This window comes from Prochlorococcus sp. MIT 1342 (assembly GCF_047304495.1).
Taxonomy (GTDB): Bacteria; Cyanobacteriota; Cyanobacteriia; order PCC-6307; family Cyanobiaceae; genus Prochlorococcus; species Prochlorococcus marinus_D.
This window is the reverse complement of record NZ_CP138957.1, coordinates 1,201,197-1,218,951: the sequence shown is the minus strand read 5'-3', so window position 1 is coordinate 1,218,951 and position 17,755 is coordinate 1,201,197. Positions and strand designations below refer to the sequence as shown.

Annotated in this window: 15 protein-coding genes; 3 read left to right on the top strand and 12 right to left on the bottom strand. The window is 51.7% G+C overall.

The features are described from left to right. Window positions 1-7: 7 nt before the first annotated feature. From SIB79_RS06340 to glpX, 3 genes are all read right to left on the bottom strand, one after another. On the bottom strand, window positions 8-1,303 hold the full coding sequence (locus tag SIB79_RS06340) for a glucose-1-phosphate adenylyltransferase (RefSeq protein WP_063403872.1): 1,296 nt from the start codon (window positions 1,301-1,303) through the stop codon (window positions 8-10). Between the two features lie 123 nt (window positions 1,304-1,426). Then, window positions 1,427-2,737, bottom strand: coding sequence for a glutamyl-tRNA reductase (locus tag SIB79_RS06335; protein WP_063397801.1), 1,311 nt, complete (start codon window positions 2,735-2,737; stop codon window positions 1,427-1,429). Window positions 2,738-2,768: 31 nt separating this feature from the next. Beyond that, window positions 2,769-3,773 carry a class II fructose-bisphosphatase gene (gene glpX, locus SIB79_RS06330; RefSeq protein ID WP_011129947.1) on the bottom strand — a complete coding sequence of 335 codons (1,005 nt, stop codon included), beginning with the start codon at window positions 3,771-3,773 and terminating at the stop codon, window positions 2,769-2,771. A 212-nt stretch (window positions 3,774-3,985) separates the two neighbouring features. On the opposite strand from glpX, the gene rpe reads away from it, so the two are divergent. Then, window positions 3,986-4,669 (top strand): ribulose-phosphate 3-epimerase, encoded by a 684-nt coding sequence (gene rpe, locus SIB79_RS06325; RefSeq protein WP_011129948.1) that lies wholly within the window; start codon window positions 3,986-3,988, stop codon window positions 4,667-4,669. Window positions 4,670-4,754: 85 nt separating this feature from the next. Here rpe and ccsB read toward each other — a convergent pair whose 3' ends face one another. From ccsB to SIB79_RS06290, 7 genes are all read right to left on the bottom strand, one after another. Beyond that, complete coding sequence (gene ccsB, locus SIB79_RS06320) at window positions 4,755-5,711, bottom strand: c-type cytochrome biogenesis protein CcsB (protein ID WP_063403873.1); 957 nt, start codon at window positions 5,709-5,711, stop codon at window positions 4,755-4,757. A gap of 39 nt (window positions 5,712-5,750) precedes the next feature. Then, window positions 5,751-6,962 (bottom strand): LptF/LptG family permease, encoded by a 1,212-nt coding sequence (locus SIB79_RS06315; protein WP_063403874.1) that lies wholly within the window; start codon window positions 6,960-6,962, stop codon window positions 5,751-5,753. Further along, window positions 6,959-7,687: an LPS export ABC transporter ATP-binding protein gene (lptB, locus tag SIB79_RS06310; RefSeq protein WP_063403875.1), complete on the bottom strand. Its 729-nt coding sequence runs from the start codon at window positions 7,685-7,687 to the stop codon at window positions 6,959-6,961. The genes SIB79_RS06315 and lptB overlap by 4 nt, the downstream gene beginning before the upstream one ends. Beyond that, the gene (locus SIB79_RS06305; protein ID WP_063404109.1) at window positions 7,684-8,121 is read right to left on the bottom strand and encodes an LptA/OstA family protein; all 438 of its coding nucleotides are present in this window, start codon (window positions 8,119-8,121) and stop codon (window positions 7,684-7,686) included. The genes lptB and SIB79_RS06305 overlap by 4 nt, the downstream gene beginning before the upstream one ends. A 51-nt stretch (window positions 8,122-8,172) precedes the next feature. Continuing rightward, complete coding sequence (locus tag SIB79_RS06300; protein WP_041384310.1) at window positions 8,173-8,562, bottom strand: DUF309 domain-containing protein; 390 nt, start codon at window positions 8,560-8,562, stop codon at window positions 8,173-8,175. A gap of 8 nt (window positions 8,563-8,570) precedes the next feature. After that, window positions 8,571-10,373 carry a translational GTPase TypA gene (gene typA / locus SIB79_RS06295; protein WP_063403876.1) on the bottom strand — a complete coding sequence of 601 codons (1,803 nt, stop codon included), beginning with the start codon at window positions 10,371-10,373 and terminating at the stop codon, window positions 8,571-8,573. A gap of 145 nt (window positions 10,374-10,518) precedes the next feature. Then, window positions 10,519-11,250, bottom strand: coding sequence for a M15 family metallopeptidase (locus tag SIB79_RS06290; protein ID WP_063403877.1), 732 nt, complete (start codon window positions 11,248-11,250; stop codon window positions 10,519-10,521). Between the two features lie 109 nt (window positions 11,251-11,359). On the opposite strand from SIB79_RS06290, the gene chlP reads away from it, so the two are divergent. After that, window positions 11,360-12,766 carry a geranylgeranyl reductase gene (gene chlP, locus SIB79_RS06285; RefSeq protein ID WP_063400393.1) on the top strand — a complete coding sequence of 469 codons (1,407 nt, stop codon included), beginning with the start codon at window positions 11,360-11,362 and terminating at the stop codon, window positions 12,764-12,766. A 17-nt stretch (window positions 12,767-12,783) separates the two neighbouring features. Here the strand turns inward: chlP and glyS are convergent, their stop codons facing one another. Continuing rightward, window positions 12,784-14,949, bottom strand: coding sequence for a glycine--tRNA ligase subunit beta (gene glyS / locus SIB79_RS06280; RefSeq protein ID WP_063403878.1), 2,166 nt, complete (start codon window positions 14,947-14,949; stop codon window positions 12,784-12,786). Between the two features lie 96 nt (window positions 14,950-15,045). On the opposite strand from glyS, the gene SIB79_RS06275 reads away from it, so the two are divergent. After that, on the top strand, window positions 15,046-16,842 hold the full coding sequence (locus SIB79_RS06275) for an NADPH-dependent assimilatory sulfite reductase hemoprotein subunit (protein WP_063403879.1): 1,797 nt from the start codon (window positions 15,046-15,048) through the stop codon (window positions 16,840-16,842). Here the strand turns inward: SIB79_RS06275 and SIB79_RS06270 are convergent. Beyond that, window positions 16,797-17,555 (bottom strand): M15 family metallopeptidase, encoded by a 759-nt coding sequence (locus SIB79_RS06270; protein ID WP_196757626.1) that lies wholly within the window; start codon window positions 17,553-17,555, stop codon window positions 16,797-16,799. The two genes, SIB79_RS06275 and SIB79_RS06270, sit on opposite strands and share 46 nt — an antisense overlap. Between the last annotated feature and the right edge of the window lie 200 nt (window positions 17,556-17,755).

The window sequence follows — 17,755 nt, the reverse complement described above, 5'->3', positions numbered from 1 at the left end:
GGCAGCATCAAATCACGGTGCCATCAGAAATGGTGGCATTTTTGACCACTACCACGATCCCATTGCGGATGTAGAAGCCCTCATCAGCACGATCGGCTTCCTCAACGTGATCCTTGTTGACGATCGTGACGTTGTTGCCGATGCGTGTGTTCTTGTCGAGGATCGCACCCTTCACGGTGGTGCCTTGGCCAACGCCGAGCGGGATGCCTCCTCCTTGCCTTAGAAGAGTGCGTTCCTCGGATGATTCATAGAAATCAGAGCCCATCACTAGGGAATCTTGCAGGACCACATCGCTCTCAACTCGGCTTCGCACACCAAGGACGCAATGATGAATACTGCAGGATTTGAGGATGGATCCCTCTCCAATAATTGATTCCGTGATTTGCGCATCGACCAGTTTTGTTGGCGGTAGATAACGGGGTCTTGTATAGATCGGGAACTTCTCGTCATAGAAACTGAAAGGTGGATTGGGCTGCTGGGTGAGAGCCAAATTTGCCTCATAAAAAGCTCCTATCGTGCCGATGTCTTCCCAGTACTCATCGAACACATAGCTTTGCAGCCGGTCTCCTCGAGCTAGGGCCTCAGGAATCACCTCCTTGCCGAAATCCTTGTGAGAAGGGTTCTTATGCAGCAAATCGAAGAGAGTTGCGCGACTGAACACATAGATCCCCATTGAGGCGAGATAGGGCTTGTTCTTTGCTGACTCAGCTGACAAGCCAAATCGAGAGGTATCGACGGCCATGGCCTTGAGGGATTCACCCTTGGGCTTTTCACGGAACTCTTGGATGTTGCCATCGCTATCCGTTCGCATGAGACCAAATCCCTCAGCCTGTTCTGCATCAACGGGAAGAGCCGCCACTGTGAGATCAGCACCTGAGCGACGATGGTGCTCCACAAAAAGGCTGTAATCCATACGGTAGAGCTGATCACCAGAGAGGATCAGATATTCATCAACATCCCATTCCTGAAACAACCACTGATATTTACGAACTGCATCCGCAGTCCCCTCAAACCATGAAGGACTTTCTGGGGTCTGCTGTGCGGCAAGAACTTCTACAAAACCTTGACCAAAGGCAGCACTGAGGTTGTAGCTCTGTCCAAGGTGCCGATTCAGAGAAGCGCTGTTGAACTGCGTCAACACATACATCTTGTTGATGCTGGAGTTAATGCAGTTGCTGATTGGGATGTCAATCAGACGATATTTGCCTGCAAGAGGTACGGCCGGCTTGGCCCGCATCTTGGTGAGGGGGTAGAGGCGCGTTCCAGCTCCTCCCCCGAGAATGATAGCTAAAACACGCTTCATGCCGCCCCCGCAAATCGGCGTTGCGCAGCAAACTTACCGGACGGTTGGCCATCTAAAGCTGTCTGCTGCGAAGATCCAACAAGACTTCTGCAAATCAAGACGCAACCAGAATTTGGCATAGAACTACCCATCCTCTAGTGGTGGATCTAACTCAAACAAACTCGCCACCACACGCAGAGCCTGTTGCCGCTCTGGACGAGCCTGAGGAGCCCGCAGCTGAGTGACTGGGGTATGGAGAATTTTGTTAATGATTCCTTTGCTTAAAGCCTCAACGACTTTGCGCTCTCGAGCAGAGAAATCAGGCCCCATACGACTGAGCGCTTTTTGTAATTCCTCTGCACGAATAGCCTCAAGGGTCGCCCTCAAGCGATTAATGGTTGGCACAGCTTCAAGACTGTCCCACCACTCTAAAAACAGACGCGTCTCTTCTTGGAGCACAACCTCTGCTTCTTTGGCCATCTGTTGGCGGGCCTCCTGATTACGAGACACCACCTCATGCAAATCATCCACATCATGGGACTCAACACCGGGTACATCGACCACATCTGAGGCGATGTTGCGCGGCACGCCGATGTCAATCAGACGAAGAAAACTGCGGCGCTTGAGCTGCTTGAGCAGAGATGCATCAACAATCGGATCGTCAGCAGCCGTACTGGTAAATACCAATGAACAGGTACTTAGACAATGGTTCAAATCATCAAGGGGGCGACACTCAACGGGGAGCTCAGGGAAATCAGCCGATAGATCCTCAGCTCGTTGCCGCGTGCGGTTCAGCAACATCACCCCAGAACAACCTTTCGCCTGAAGATGTTGAAGCAGTAGTCGGCTCATCCGCCCCGCACCCACCACTGCGACCAACTCAGATTCCAGAGTCATCAACTGATCTTCCCCTTGCGCCTGGCCAAGTTTCAGTTGGGCTAACTCCACAGCCGCAGAACTAATTGAGACAGCCCCCGTACCCAGATTGGTTTCACTGCGAACTCGTTTGCCAGTACTCACTGCCTGAGTGAGCAAACGGTTAAGAATCGGGCCCATGGATTTGTGCTCCTGCCCCAATCGCACCATCTTCTTCACCTGGGAAAGGATCTGCCCTTCTCCTAAAACCAGACTGTCCAGACCCGCAGCCACCCTCATCAAGTGGGCTACTGCTTCATCGTGATGAAAGTTGAACAGATGGGGGGAAAGATCTTCCGTTGCTAAACCTGAATGTTGGCCTAGAAAATCACTGATGGCGGAGATACCTCTTTCAGGGTGACGAACCAAGGTGTAAATCTCAAGCCGATTGCAGGTGCTTAGGATCGAAACCTCAAGGACTTGATCGTTGCCGCGAAGAGTTTGCAGGGAGGTCTCCATGGTTTGCTCAGGGATGCTGAGCTTTTCACGGATTTCCACCGGCGCCGTGCGATGACTTAAGCCGACGACGGCAATGTGCATGGAGACGTCCCTTAGATCTTGTCTTGGATGGTTAGCTCAGAGCGATGCTCTTAGCTCCATCCTTGATATGCACGGTATTGGTAAAACGAGCTGTGTTGTCAAGAGTGCTGATCACCAAGCTGCTAGTGCGTGTGCAGTCAGGCTCGAACTTAACTCCATGGAACAACAGTCCATCAGTGATCCCACTACCAGCAAAAACAACATTTTTGCCGGAAGCCAGTTCTTCGGCTTCATAGATCTTGTCAACATCAGTAATGCCCATCTCATTGAGGCGGGCAATGTTGCCTTCCTTGGTGTAATCGGCCCACTCACTGGTTTGAGCAATGGCGGGGTCATACACCAGCTGGCCCTGAAAGTGACCACCGAGAGCACGCATTGCGGCAGCTGAAATCACACCCTCAGGAGCAGCACCGATGCCCATTAGACAGTGGGTGCCGGTGCCGGCAAACCCACAGGCAATGGCAGCTTGAACATCTCCATCTGAGATGGGTTGAACACGTGCACCAGTGGCACGTATCTCAGAAATCAGGCCTTTGTGACGAGCTCGATCCATCACGACAATGGTGAGTTCACTCACGGCAAGCCCAAGACACTGGCTAAGGATGTTGATGTTCTCGGTGGCAGATTTGCGAATGTCCACCTTGCCTTTCGCTGACGGGGGGGCCGCTAACTTTTTCATGTAAAAGTCAGGAGCATTGAAAAGGCCACCGCGATCAGAGGCGGCCAGTACAGCCATCGAACCTCGCTGGTTGTTGGCGCAAAGATTGGTGCCTTCGCAGGGATCGACGGCAAAGTCAACGCCTGGGCCGCTGCCGCTGCCAACCTCTTCGCCGATATAAAGCATAGGGGCTTCGTCGCGCTCCCCCTCACCGATGACGATGCGACCCTGCATTTGGATTTGTCCCATCCGCTTGCGCATGGCTTCAACAGCTGCTGCATCGGCTTCGTCTTTCTTGCCGAGACCAGTCAGATGTGCCGACGCAATGGCAGCTTGCTCAACGACCTCGAGAATTTCCTGAATAAGAGTGCGATCCACTGGTATGCGGCGGTGGGGATGGGTGTGACGACCAAAGAAACGAGCAGGGCTGGACTGAATTCACGGGTCAGCGTTATACGCTGATCATGTGAAAGGACCCGATGCCGCAGGGGTTCTCGGCTCTAAAGCGCTGCTCACTGTATCAGTGCCGGCAACAACGAGAATGCCCATACAGCCGATTCCTAGAATCGCCCACTACCTAACCCCGATCGATGAGCACGAAGCCCCTGGTAATCGCCCCTTCGATCCTCTCTGCCGATTTCTCCCGCCTAGGAGAAGACGTGCAGGCTGTAGATCAAGCCGGCGCAGACTGGATTCATGTGGATGTCATGGACGGCCGATTCGTGCCAAATATCACGATTGGTCCTCTGATCGTTGAAGCACTAAGGCCTGTGACCAGTAAGCCCCTAGATGTCCACTTGATGATCGTGGAACCAGAAAGGTATGTAGGAGATTTCGCAAAAGCAGGGGCAGATCACATCTATGTGCAGGTTGAAGCCTGTCCACACCTTCACCGCAATCTTGCGCAAATCAAGGATCTCGGTAAGAAAGCAGGAGCAGTACTCAACCCAAGCACACCTCTGGACACCCTTGAGTACTGCCTGGAGCTATGTGATCTAGTACTGATCATGAGCGTCAACCCAGGCTTCGGTGGGCAAAGCTTCATCGATAATCAAGTGCAAAAGATCCGCGAGCTGCGTCGTATTTGCGACGAACAGGGTCTCGATCCCTGGATCGAAGTCGATGGAGGGATCAAGGCCGACAATGCCTGGAAAGTGATCGAAGCTGGCGCCAATGCGATTGTGAGCGGGTCTGGCGTGTTCAATCAGCCCGACTACGCCGAAGCTATCCGAGGCATCCGTAATAGCAAACGTCCTGAAGGTGTTGTGGTCTGAAGTAATAGATGCAGTAATAACTGCATCTATTGCCTATTAGTCTTGTGGGGATTGTTGCTAATAAGAACAGATCAATATCACAAGATTAGGCTTCAAAGAACCAGCCGTAGCTGTGCAAACCAATCCCTAACAGATTCACACCGATATAACAAACAACGATCACAACTATGCCTGCCACGGCAACTAAAGCCGGACGTCGCCCGCTCCAGCCACGACTGAAACGTGTATGCAGATAGGCCGCATAAACCATCCAACAAATTAGAGCCCAGGTTTCCTTTGGATCCCAACTCCACCAGCTCCCCCAGGCCTCATTGGCCCAAACGGCACCACTGATCAAGCCAAGCGTGAGCAACAAAAAGCCAACCGTAATCGTGCGATAACTAAGGCTATCCAACTGTTCAGTGCGGCTCAAGTTGATTGAACTCAGGCGCAGGCCATCATTCTGATCCATAGCAGATGTGGCTAGCTTTGCCTGACGAAAGCCACCTGTTCCAATTGAACTGCTGCGTACCTCCAAAGTTTGCTGGCGATCAGTAAATAGAACCGCCATTGATAAGAAAGAACCAACAAGCAGGGCAGCGTAACTGCACATAATCACGCTCACGTGCATCACAAGCCAACTGGAGCGAAGAGCTGGTACTAGAGGAGAGGCCTCCTGAAGAGTTTCTGGTAATGCAAAGCTGGCAAAGGCCACACAAAGCAAAGCCATTGGTGTAGCAGCAGCTGAAACAATCGGGGAAGACAAGGAACGCTCCACCAATAGCTGCGCAAGTGTGCAAGCCCAGGCCAGAAAACAGAGGGATTCATAAAGGTTGCTGATCGGGAAGTGACCCGACTGCCACCACCGCAAAACCAATTGAGCGGTAAGAACCAAATTGGCAAGAGCCACCAGAAGTGTCACAACAGCAGAATTGCTACCTCCTGAAACCATCCAAAAAGAGATTGGTATGGCCAACAGAAGTAGGGCAAATGCAGCCAAACCAAGAGCCAAAACAGGATCTCCTAGCGAGGCGGAAAGCTCAGCCAAAGTCACTCCAAACACCAGGTCCCTGCGACAACTCTCTTATTCTGCCGCTGCAGTTCAACGACTGGCCTGACGCAGCAACAGACCGCCACCTGCCAAAGAGATAAAAACAGGGATCCACGCGGCCAACATTGGTGTCAAAGTGCCCGTAACACCAAGAGAACTGAAGCTGAAGCTAAGCGTGTAATAAGCAAGAATTAATAAGAGACTGATGCCAAATCCCTGGGTCCGGCTGGTTCGAGAATTAGGTTTTGCACCAAGGCTGCTGCCAATCAGGCCAAACACCAGGCAGGACATCGGGAAAGTGAATTTTTCTTGGATACGCACCTTCAAACGCCTGGCCTCTTTACGGTTACCAGCATCGGTATAAATACTTGCGGCCTCCATGGCCTGTGCAACAGTCATGTTGTTGGCATCTTTAGGGAGTTTGGCCACACGAATTGGGCCTGATGTTAGGGGGTAGAGATAGCGATCAAATTCAACCGAAGTGGTACTACCACTTGGTGTGAGAGTAAGAATATTTCCGTTAAAAAATTCCCACATCGCCTCCTGCTCATTCCAAATAGCCCGCTCGGCCTTCAACATCTGAGTAAAACCAAGACGAGACAAATCAAGCACTGTGACATCCTCCATTTCTCCCTTAAGGAATTCCCTTGCATAAAACAACTGAGAAAGCCCTTGATTCCTATCTTCAGCTTCTGCACCAGTAATCGTTCCAAATCGGGAATAAACAACATGTTTGCCTTTCTCTGTGGCAATAGCTTTGCCAAGAGCACGCTTTATTGTCACCTCAGCACTACTATTTGTTCTTGGAACAATGACATCATTGAAGATAAAAGTTAGCCCTGTCATCAATAATGCCAATGCCAATGCTGGAGCAACTATTCGTCTGGTGCTTACACCGAGGCTGCGCAAAGCCGTGAATTCGCTGTTAGAAGAAAGACGGCTATAAGCCAACAAGGTGGCCAACAATGTGGCCATCGGAAAAGAAATCACCAGAAAGAAAGGTAACTTCAAGCTAAAAACCTGCAATGCAAAATGCAGAGGCAATCCAAACTCAACAATCTTGCGCACCAAATCAAACATCACCCCCACTGAGACGGAAACCACCGTGAAGGCCGCTATGGCAAACAGCAATACGGGTATCAACTCACCTAAAAGCCATCGATCCAGCAGCGGGATCAGCCTCCACTTGGACGAAGCCCAGCGCCACCACTTCCAAGGCCAAGAATCAACGTCTTTCAACTTTCCAAGGCGCCATTTGCTCAAAGCTGAAAACCCTCCCCGAGATAGTGACGCCGCACCAAGGGGTTGTTTGCCACTTCTTCAGAACGGCCTGAAGCAAGAATGCTGCCTTCCGTAAGAATGTAAGAGCGGTCAGTGATGGCAAGGGTTTCACGGACATTGTGATCAGTGATCAGGATGCCCATGCCACGTTCACGGAGGGTATGAATCAAAACCTGGAGGTCCGCCACTGCCATGGGGTCAACACCTGCGAAGGGTTCATCAAGCAAGAGGTAGGTAGGACCTTCTAGACCTACCGCCAAGGCACGTGCTACCTCGCAGCGACGTCGTTCGCCACCGGAAAGCTGATAGCCACGACGGTCCAAGAACAAGTTGAGATGAAAGTCTTCAACCAACTGCTCGAGACGCTCCCGACGCTGATGAGTTGTTAAATGACTTTGAGAGAGCGCAAGCTCAAGGTTTTGTCGCACGCTGAGCTGTCGGAACACACTTGGTTCCTGAGGGAGATAACCGATACCTAAACGAACTCGACTGGGCATCGGTAAATCCGCCACTGGCTGCCCATCAAGTTGCACCTGCCCGTAATCAGGACGCAACAAACCGATTACAAGATTGAACGTTGTTGTCTTGCCGGCACCATTGGGACCGAGTAAGCCAACAACCTCGCCTGGATCAAGGCGCAAGGAGACATCTTTTACCAGGTGACGCCCTGCCAAGGTGAGCGCCACCTGCTCTAAACAAAGACTCATTGGGTCAAAGGTGCCTCTGCCTGTTTGTTGGAATTAAGTTGCACAGAAGTGAACACTTGAGCACCAGTGCTTGGGTCTGCTACCGCTTGCTCCTCTTCGAGTAGATAAACAACTCGCTCAGCCTGCATGGAATTTTCCCCGTCCCGAATCACATCAACATCTCCGGTAAGGACCACACGATCTTCTTTGCTGAAGTACTGAGCCTGTCTAGAGGTGGCAACGATGCCTCGGGCTGGATAAACGATGCGAACGTTGCCGATGGCGGTGAAAACTCCTGTGACGCTGTCTGCGTTTTGGATATCTGATTCGATCGTGATCAATCCGCCATCTTCTACCGGAGCAGAAGGGCTGCCCTCCTGGCTTAAAGCCTCAGGGGTAGACATTCCAACCACCGCTGTCGCTATGGCGAGATGAACTTGCAAACTCCTTGTCATGACTTGAACAAGAGCAGCCAAAGCGGAACAATCCAAATCGTGATGGTTAATTTACTCAGGAACTGAGCTGTCATAGATCAGGCCTGGGACAGTGCAATCGTCGGGATCCTGTCCCTGCTGAAGCCGTTGCAAGCGATTCTCCACACAGATGCAGAGTTGATCAAGGTCAAGACCCAGGTTTGGAGTTCCTAGAGCTTTTAGCCGCCCGAGGCCTTCACCATAAAGAAGGGTTGCCCCGCGACGATTTCCGCGCTGCAAGTGAAGTTGGGCAACAGCAACCTGAAGTACCCCTTGGATGGTCTGGCGTGCTTGACCGGATGTCTCATGCCAAAGCTCCTCAAAGGCGTCATGAGCGGGGTACCAATCGGCCTGATTAAAAAGCTCTACGGCTAGTTGAAAACGTGGATCATTGATCAGATCAGTAGGCTGGAATCTCTCCATCAAGAGCTTTAGCGTTTGGCCATCTTCTTGGCAGGCAACTTGCGCAAACGAATGGACTCTGGAGTGACCTCAAGCATCTCGTCTGGACCGATGTACTCAAGAGCACGTTCAAGGGTCATCTGAACAGGTGTTTGCAAGGTGTCGAGTTCTTCTGCACCAGCAGAGCGCATATTTGTGAGTTGTTTGGCCTTGCAAACGTTTAACTCCAGATCCTGAGGTCGATTGTTTTCGCCAACGATCATCCCCTTATAAACCTTGACACCTGGAGAGATGAAGAACTGACCCCGACCCTCAGCATTCTTGAGTGCGTAGAAGGTCGCAGTGCCCTGCTCAAAAGCAATCAGAACACCATTCCGACGAGCATCAAACTCACCCAACATTGGGCGATATTCAAAAAAAGAGTGGCTCATAATTCCTTCCCCCCTGGTAGCACGTACAAACTCACCACGAAAACCGATCAACCCTCGAGAAGGAACAACAAATTCAAGCTGGGTGCGACCGTCGTTACCGGTTTCCATATTCTGCATTTCACCCCGACGCACACCCAACTTCTCAATGCAGGAGCCAACTGCTCCCTCTGGTACATCCATGACCAAGGTCTCAACGGGCTCACAAGGAGTGCCGTCAATCGTTCGGAAGATCACCTGAGGCTGGGTTACCTGAAACTCAAAACCCTCGCGGCGCATGGTCTCAATCAGGATGCCCAGGTGTAGCTCACCACGTCCGCTGACCGCAAAACGGTCAGGGGAATCAGTGTCCTCAACCCGTAGGGCAACATTGGTGAGTAATTCCTTGCGTAAACGATCTCGCAGCTGCCGGCTAGTGACGAATTTGCCTTCTTTGCCAGCAAAGGGTGAATCATTGACGACAAATGTCATCTGCAAAGTGGGTTCATCCACCTTGATTAGAGGTAAAGCCTTTGGTTCATCTGGACAGGCAATGGTCTCGCCAATATTGACTTGATCGAAACCGGCTAAAGCAACGAGATCTCCAGCTCCGGCTTCTTGTATCTCAATCCGTTGCAATCCTTCGAAACCGAGTAGTTTGCTAATTCGGCCACGTTTAATGCTGCCATCATCCTTAATCAACGAAGCACTCTGACCATTACGGATAACCCCGTTATGGACCCGACCAATCACAATCCTGCCCAGGAAGTCTGAATAATCGAGAGTAGTTATCTGTAGCTGAAGAGGCTTGTTCTCATCTCCAACAGGTGGTGGAACATGACGCAGGATGGCATCAAATAGTGGCTTCATTGTTTGACTTTCAGTCGCCATATCCGGCTTGGCAAAACCACCCATTCCACTGCCGAACAAGTACGGAAAATCACATTGGTCATCATCTGCACCGAGTTCAACAAACAGATCGAGCACCTTGTTGACAGCGGTTTCAGGATCCACCCGCGCACGATCAATCTTGTTTACAAACACAATCGGCCGCAATCCCTGCTCAAGCGCCTTCTTGAGCACGAAACGCGTCTGTGGCATAGGCCCCTCGTTGGCGTCAACGATCAACAAACAGCCATCAACCATGCCAAGCACCCGCTCAACTTCACCGCCAAAATCGGCATGCCCAGGGGTATCAACAATGTTGATCCGCGTATCGTCGTAGGTAACGGCCGTGTTCTTTGAAAGGATCGTAATGCCCCGTTCCCTTTCCAAATCATTGGAGTCCATGACACATGTGGGTACAGCCTCGTTGTCTCGGAAGATCCCGGACTGAGAGAGCAGGGCATCCACCAAGGTTGTTTTGCCGTGATCCACGTGAGCGATAATTGCAATGTTGCGGATCGCCTTGGCCTGGGCACTCATGGGTCAGAGACTTTCAAACGGAAAAGGAAACGCACACAGGCGTAGTGGCGGAAGGATATCTCAATTTGAGATTCGACTTAACTTCTAGGCCCCTTCCGCTAGCTAATCAAAACTTCTAAGACCGAAAAAAACTTCTTCAGTTCATTCATTCCAGTTGATGAGCCGATTCAAAGAGTCTCAGGGCAGACGCTGAACCCTCAAATCGCCAATGCCAAGGTTCATAAGTCACCCCCTGTGGGTTATCAAGGGGAAAGGAAAGGACAAAGTGATAACTAGCAGCATGATCCTGTAGCCAGTGGAACGCCCTCGTGGCTTCGAAGCTTTCAGACAGATTCGCTTCAGGAATCGTCCCGTCACCAAGATCAATGGCATAGCCAGTGCTGTGTTCGGAATACCCTGGAGGTGCAGAGACCTTGGCCCGTTCGGCTGCTGTCTGGTTCCGGTCTGATTTGATATCAAAAAAGATTCGCTCTTGTAGGTCGTGAGAGCGGTAGCCACTCAACAGCCTCAAATCAACACCATCTGCTGAAGCCGCAGCACGCATGGAACTCAATGCATCAGCGGCTTCGTGATGAAGCTCAATACCAGGCTGCATGAGAATTCGATCCTGTACTGAGGCTTCTGGATAAGGGAAATGTCCGAGCAGACGCCCGTCAGCAGTAGGACGATCCTGAATGCCCTCAACAGGAGCTGGACCCATAAGCCCAGCAAATAGCCACGGGCCGAACAACACAGCTGTGATGGAACCTCCAAACACCATCAAACAAGCCACCAATAATCCCAATGAACCACCCCTTGCCCGTCTCTGAGGACGCGACCGACGAGCAACGGGAATGTCATCTCGGCTGATGCGTCGAGCGTTGATTGCTCGAGCCACGAAGTTGATGCAGAGTTATATAGATCGTAAGGGGGGGCGCCAGGGGGCCCCAAAATCTCTTTCAGGGAAGTAAGTTTTACTTAAGTGATTCCGCGGAGCGGATCTGAACATGCTGCGTGTTGCCGTTGTCGGTGGTGGTCCAAGTGGATCCTGCGCCGCAGAAGTTCTTGCCAAAGCAGGTATCCAGACCTGGCTATTCGAACGCAAACTCGATAACGCCAAGCCTTGTGGTGGGGCGATTCCTCTTTGCATGGTGGATGAATTCGACCTGCCCGAGTCGATCATCGACCGCAAGGTTCGCAACATGAGAATGATCTCTCCATCAAACCGTGAGGTGGATATCACTCTGGACAAGGTTTACAGCCCAGACGACAAGAGTGAATACATCGGTATGTGCCGCAGAGAGGTGATGGATGCCTTTATGCGAGATCGCGCCGCCAGCCTCGGAACTAACTTGATTAATGGACTTGTTACCAAAATCGACACTGGCTCTAATCGTCAAGGTCCATACACAATCACCTATTCCGACTATTCAACTGGTAAATCCACTGGTGAAGCCAAAAGCCTCGAGGTTGACCTCATTATTGGCGCTGATGGAGCCAACAGCCGTGTAGCAACAGCCATGGATGCCGGTGACTACAACGTGGCCATTGCATTCCAAGAGCGCATCAAGCTGCCAAATGAAGAAATGGCTTACTACGAAGATCTTGCTGAAATGTATGTAGGCACTGATGTGTCACCAGATTTCTACGGTTGGGTGTTCCCCAAGTACGACCATGTTGCCGTTGGCACAGGCACCATGCAGAAAAATCAGACCTTAATAAAAAGCTTGCAAAAAGGAGTACGCGAACGGGCTAAGAAACGACTTGTTCATGGAGAAGTGATCAAAGTTGAAGCCCACCCGATTCCTGAGCATCCTCGTCCACGCAGGGTTGTTGGCCGCATGGCCCTTGTTGGAGATGCAGCGGGCTATGTCACCAAAAGCTCTGGCGAAGGCATCTACTTTGCTGCCAAAAGTGGCCGTATGTGTGCTGAACAGATCGTGGAATCGAGTCGGTCTGGTGAATTAATCCCCTCCGAAGCTGATCTCAAGAAATATCTGAAAAAATGGGATCGTAAATACGGTTCTACTTACATCGTTCTGTCAATACTCCAAGCCATCTTCTACTCGAATGACACTGCCAGAGAAGCCTTTGTCGCCATGTGCGATGACATGGATGTGCAACGCCTCACCTTCGATAGTTACCTCTACAAAAAAGTTGTTGCGATGAATCCATGGCAACAGATCAAACTCACACTGCTAACTGTGGATGCACTCGCACGGGGAATTTTCCGTAATCAAACAAGCTATAAACCTGTTCCCAGTGCTGTGCGTAGCGACGAAGAAGTGAATGCCATGCTGGAGATCAAAACCATCACCGGCGGTATCAAGGTAGACAACAACAAAGATGCCTCCAAGCAAAATTTGGCATCAGAACAAGGAGAACGTGACCCTGCTGTTTCAAACAAATCCTAAGCCAGAAATAACCACTTTTAGCCGCTGATTTGGCTGAAATCGGCCAGCACACTAGCTTGGTTGCGCAAAAGGCTAAGCAGATTGAGACGGTTTGCGCGTACAGCGAGATCTTCACTCATGACCATCACACTCTGATCACCATCAAAAAAAGCTGCGAGAGCTTCCGAGCCAGCAATCAGGCCATCTGCTAAATGGCGGTAGCGTTCACTTGAGGAATCCTTGGTGATTGGTTCAAGAGCCTCGAGCACCTTCAACATCTCCAACTCACTAGGCTTTTCAAACAAACCAGGATCAACGACCTCAGCCGCACTCAGTACGGTTGCTGGTAGGTCCCCTTTCTCTGCTAAGCGTGCCGCTCTGGTAACAACAGCCTGAACCGCCAGCAACTTACCCGTGCGGCGCATCCTCACGAGTAGATCCACTCGCAGTCGCGCATCTGCAGGGTCAGAAAGAAGACGATCGATCAAAACTGTTTCACCAGCAACCGCCTGAGCCAGATCAGTATCGGTTCCTGCCTCCTCCAGCAGGCTGAGCATCCGCTGGCGAAGAAACTCACCCAGCTCAGCCGCCAAGTTGGATGGTGTGACCTTGAGATGCGGTAGGAGCTTGCTCCAATGGTTCGTCGCTCGTTGCAATAAGGCGAGCAGATTCAGCCGCCAACCCTTCGACCAAAGGATTTGCAAAAGACCGTTGCCGGCCCTGCGCAAGGCATAGGGGTCTGAGGAGCCACTAGGACGGTCACCCTTGGCATAGATGCTGAGAAGCAATTCCAGGCGTTCGGCTAGTGCAAGCACTGCTCCCGCTCCTGACTCGGGCAAAGCATCCCCTGCCCCACGTGGGAGGTAATGCTCCAAAACGGCAAGGGCTACTTCTCGAGGCTCTCCTTCCGCTAACAAATATTTCGCTCCCATTACGCCTTGTAGCTCGGGAAATTCGCCCACCATCTGACTAACCAGATCGTGTTTACAGAGATGGACGGCTCGACGCACTTGTACAGAAATTTCAGCAGAAAGATCCAGCAGCTCAACAAGCACATCAGTGAGCCATTCCATGCGCTCAACTCGATCGAGCAGAGAACCAAGGCCCTCGGCAAAGGTCACATGCGCTAGCTTTTTGCGCCGCTCGATGCTGGCTAAAGAGCGATCGGCCTCGACAAAGAATTCTGCATCAGCCAGCCTGGCTTTGAGCACCCGCTCATTGCCTCGTCTTACAGGATCGCTTGCCTTCGCGAGCCCATTGCTGATGCAAAGGAATCTGGGCAGAAGACTGCTCTTGGCATCGAGAGCAAGAGGGTCATTGACAGCATCAAGACGGTAAAGGGGCACATAGCGCTGATGGACTCTCATTACTGTGCTGAGCACTTCAGCGGGTAGATCTAGATATGACTTGGCGAAGGCCCCCTCTAAAAGCAGGGGTGCTTCCACTAGGTCGGTGAGCTCTTCGAAAAGATCATCAGGACAATCAGGGCATGCTTCAAGACCAGCAGCAGCCGTATCAATTGCATGACGGATCAATGTGCCACGTTTTTGCCGATCGACCTCAACACCAACCTTGGCGAGGGTTTGTACGTAACTGTCTGCAGAAGGAATGATGACAGCTTGATCGTGAAGTCGATGGCCCCGACTCAGGTTCGCTGCACAAATCTCTGGGTCGCTGCCGTCAAGGCAAACAGGGATGATCTGCTCATCGAGCAGGGCCACAAGCCAACGAATCGGACGAGAAAAACGCCTTTCACCTTCGCCCCAGCGCATGAAACGTCGACCTTGAAGGCTACCTATCCACTCAGGGATCTGGTCTGTTAGTAGTTCCATTGCAGAACGCCCATGCTCAAGCACGGTTGCAAACACAAAAGGTCCCTTCGGGGTCTCCCGAATCTCGAGATCCTCTGGTTTCAGCCCACAGCGTTTGGCAAAGCCAGCGGCTGCCTGGGTTGGCACACCATTTTTGAAAGCTTGGCCAGCCGGTGGACCCTTGCGTACTTCCTCTAGATCAGCAGTAGCGCTGGCCAAGTTTTCAACCAGCACGACAAGTCGCCTTGGCGTACTCGTGCATTGGATCATTCCGTAGCTAAGACGTAGACCTTGCAAGTCACGACTTACCATCTGCTCCAGTTGGGGTAAGGCAAGCCGGGCAAAATCAGCTGGCAGCTCCTCAGTCCCAATCTCCACTAGAAGGGTCGACACGGAGGCGAGCAATCAAGACCGCCCAACTGTATTGAAGGGAGCAGCTCAACAGGTCGTGTGCATTTCGCTACGGTGTATTAGGAAAATTTTGACGCCGTGACCGAAGGGCAGACAACATCTGGCCAAGCGGCAGATCTCAAGTTCGCAGCTTGTCTCGCCAGTGGAGCAGAGCTGAGCAAATTTGAACAATTCAAGGCTGACAGCTGCTACTTACTAGACCCCCTGGCTGCTGAACTTGAGAACAGCAGTGATCACTTCAGCAACGACGCCGTTCAGCTGCTCAAATTCCACGGAAGCTATCAACAGGACAACCGAGATAACCGCCAGAAAGGTGCGGGTAAGGATTGGCAAATGATGCTGCGTCTGCGCAGCCCTGGCGGACGTATTCCACCAGCACTGTTTATAGCCTTAGATGATCTGTCCAATCGCCTTGGCAATGGGAGCCTGCGGGCCACTACCCGCCAGGCGTTCCAGATTCATGGGGTCCGCAAGGAGGACCTGCGCGAAGTTATCAGCACAATCATCCGATCAATGGGATCAACCCTGGCGGCTTGTGGTGATATCACTCGCAACGTTATGGCACCAGCAGCTCCTTATGAGAAAGGTGGTTATCCAGCTGCCCGACAACTTGCCAATGAAATCGCCGATGTTCTCAGCCCAACGGCAGCGGAGGGGTCCTATCTGGACCTATGGGTGAATGGAAGTGCGACCTACCGCATCCGCCCCTCCAGGCGAGTGAAAAAAGTTCGTACCCGCCAGCATCAGGGCAACGTCTTCAGTGGAGATGCCAAGGAACCTCTCTATGGCACGACCTACTTGCCGCGCAAATTTAAGTGCGCCGTCACCGTGCCAGGCGATAACTCAGTTGATTTACTTACCAATGACATCGGTCTAGTTGTCTTTACTGCTGCAAACGGTGAAATCAAGGGTTGCAATGTCTATGTGGGTGGCGGCATGGGTCGAACCCACAACAATGAACAGACATTCGCCCGCACAGCTGATTCTCTTGGCTATGTGGCTGCAGAGCATGTATTGGATTTGGTGCAGTCGATTTTGGCCTTGCAACGCGACTACGGAGACCGAAAGACAAGGCGTCATGCCCGCATGAAATATCTTCTCAATGATCAGGGGATCAGCTGGTTTAAACAGGAACTCAAGAGCAAATACTTCCTTCATCCAATCAAAGCGTTAAGGCCTGAACCAAAGAGCAAACTTGAGGACTATCTGGGCTGGCATCAGCAAAGCGTTGGCCAATGGTTTGTTGGTTTGCCACTGCTCTCTGGTCGCTTGGAAGGAGATCTAAAGAAAGGACTCCGCCAACTGGTGGAGACCTTTCAACTTGAAATTCGCCTAACACCGAATCAGGATCTATTGCTCTGCAATATCGGGACGTCACAACGATCTAGTGTGCGCAAAGGTCTAGCCGCTCTAGGCATCCGCGCCCCAGAGGCTCCTGCGATGCTGGCACGGCATGCAATGGCTTGCCCTGCGTTGCCCTTATGTGGTCTGGCGGTAACCGAAGCAGAGAGAATGTTGCCTGTCTTGCTTGAGCGAATTGATGCTCAGCTGCGACGTCTTGAAATTACCAAATCGATCCTGATCCGCATGACAGGTTGTCCTAATGGATGCGCTCGGCCCTATATGGCCGAGCTTGCTCTAGTGGGAAGTGGTGTCGATCAATATCAACTCTGGCTGGGAGGCACCCCAAATCTGCAACGTCTTGCCAAACCCTATCTACAGCGGATGCCCCTCGATCAACTCGAGAGCACGCTTGAGCCCCTATTGCTGAGCTGGAAGCAAGCTGGTGGTCGACGCAGCCTCGGAGATCATGTCAACAAACTTGGCGATCAAGCCGTCCTTGGTTTGCTGTCTGGTAACAGACAGGCTCCATAGATTGCTTTAGCGACACCCGTTCTCCACGCCCAGAGTTGATCTCCATAGCTGAAATGCCACCACTCATTCGGGTGCTGAGAAAACCCAGCTTTACCCATGGCCTCTGCTAAAACTTGGCGCCTGTTGTGCCAGAGGTAAGCCTCTGATTGAGGTTGATCGTTCGCAGCTTCGCGGTAGTGATCCGGTTCTGAAATGCTGCCAATAGCATCGATCTCGCCACCCATATTCAGAGCTCTTCTTTGGCTATCAGCAAGGGTGAGATCCACGGCAGCTCCAGTGCTATGAGGAGGTGGAGTACAAGGATCGAGGCTGGGCGGAGCCCAAAACCTGCCAACATCATCAATGACCCTTTGCAGCTCCTCGGCCTGACTAGGGTCGTCGCGCTTCAGTTTGCGTTTGAGGCATTCCTTAGCGATGGCATGCTCGACCATAAAAGCTTGAACCGGAATCGGTCGCCAGGCATCAAAAATGGCAAGGCAAAGTTCTGGATGCTCTTGCTGCAGTTCATCTTGAGCCCTCAGCAGCCGATCAATCACACTCTGACGCAGCCGAAAGGGATCAGCATCTACACCATAGGGGGCACCTAAGGATGCATAGGGATGTGGCTCCATTCGATGCAACGAAAGAGGGATTTGATTGAGGCACTCCCCGCAATCACGAATTGGCCTATCACTCCAAGGGCGCAGCCGGAAAAAAGTTCGCGCCGACAACATTTCCACAGCGACAACCTAGTTTTCCACAAAGCAAATCTCGTTGATGCTGCGAGATTTGAAATTGGTACAGCGAACCAACATCAAGCAAGTAAAACCTTGACAAACAGTTGAGAATCAAACAATCAAGAAATTATTGCCAGCTATTCAGTGAGATCTCTTGCAGCACAGTGCCTTTGCGGGACTAACAAAAAAAATAGGCA

Coding starts and splice junctions, on each gene's coding strand:
- SIB79_RS06340 (WP_063403872.1), bottom strand. CDS start 1,303: ATGAAGCGTGTTTTAGCTATCATTCTCGGGGGAGGAGCTGGAACGCGC.
- SIB79_RS06335 (WP_063397801.1), bottom strand. CDS start 2,737: ATGCACATTGCCGTCGTCGGCTTAAGTCATCGCACGGCGCCGGTGGAA.
- rpe (WP_011129948.1), top strand. CDS start 3,986: ATGAGCACGAAGCCCCTGGTAATCGCCCCTTCGATCCTCTCTGCCGAT.
- lptB (WP_063403875.1), bottom strand. CDS start 7,687: ATGAGTCTTTGTTTAGAGCAGGTGGCGCTCACCTTGGCAGGGCGTCAC.
- SIB79_RS06305 (WP_063404109.1), bottom strand. CDS start 8,121: ATGACAAGGAGTTTGCAAGTTCATCTCGCCATAGCGACAGCGGTGGTT.
- SIB79_RS06300 (WP_041384310.1), bottom strand. CDS start 8,562: ATGGAGAGATTCCAGCCTACTGATCTGATCAATGATCCACGTTTTCAA.
- typA (WP_063403876.1), bottom strand. CDS start 10,373: ATGAGTGCCCAGGCCAAGGCGATCCGCAACATTGCAATTATCGCTCAC.
- chlP (WP_063400393.1), top strand. CDS start 11,360: ATGCTGCGTGTTGCCGTTGTCGGTGGTGGTCCAAGTGGATCCTGCGCC.
- SIB79_RS06270 (WP_196757626.1), bottom strand. CDS start 17,555: ATGTTGTCGGCGCGAACTTTTTTCCGGCTGCGCCCTTGGAGTGATAGG.